The 393-nt window shown below is 57.0% G+C and carries 1 protein-coding gene; it reads right to left on the bottom strand.

From position 1 onward, the window contains the following. Nucleotides 1-393 (bottom strand): DUF4368 domain-containing protein (locus tag D1646_RS18355; RefSeq protein ID WP_160637854.1); only part of this gene is annotated, 393 nt, incomplete at both ends.

Below are 393 nucleotides of genomic sequence, written 5' to 3'. Positions count from 1 at the left end.
TTGGAGATCGGGCGGTTGCCGCCTGGATACCAATAGGAGTAGAATTTGAACGCCGATTTGCAGAGGGGCTTTCCGATCACCCGCTCAACGTCTGCGAAAGAGAGGGTAACGCTGTTCTCCGTCTGCTGGGAAAGGTACTCGCCCAGCGGGGCAAAGCTGGTATTCACGGCCACATACCGCTCCTGGGGCGGTTCTGCGGCAGCGGGGGCTTCGTCCTCCGGCTCGGTGGGCAGTTCCACCAGCCCGATGAAGTTGAAATAAACATCAACCCTCTGCTTACGCTTGTATCGGCCTACACTCACACGCTCATGGACAACGACCTTCTCCACAAACTCATTGAGCATGGGCGTGGTCAACTCGTCAAAGCTGGTGTAGCGGTCAACCAAGGCCATA

This window comes from Pseudoflavonifractor sp. 60 (assembly GCF_009911645.1).
In the GTDB taxonomy this organism is placed as follows: Bacteria; Bacillota; Clostridia; order Oscillospirales; family Oscillospiraceae; genus Lawsonibacter.
This window is presented reverse-complemented; position numbering and strand designations above follow the sequence as displayed.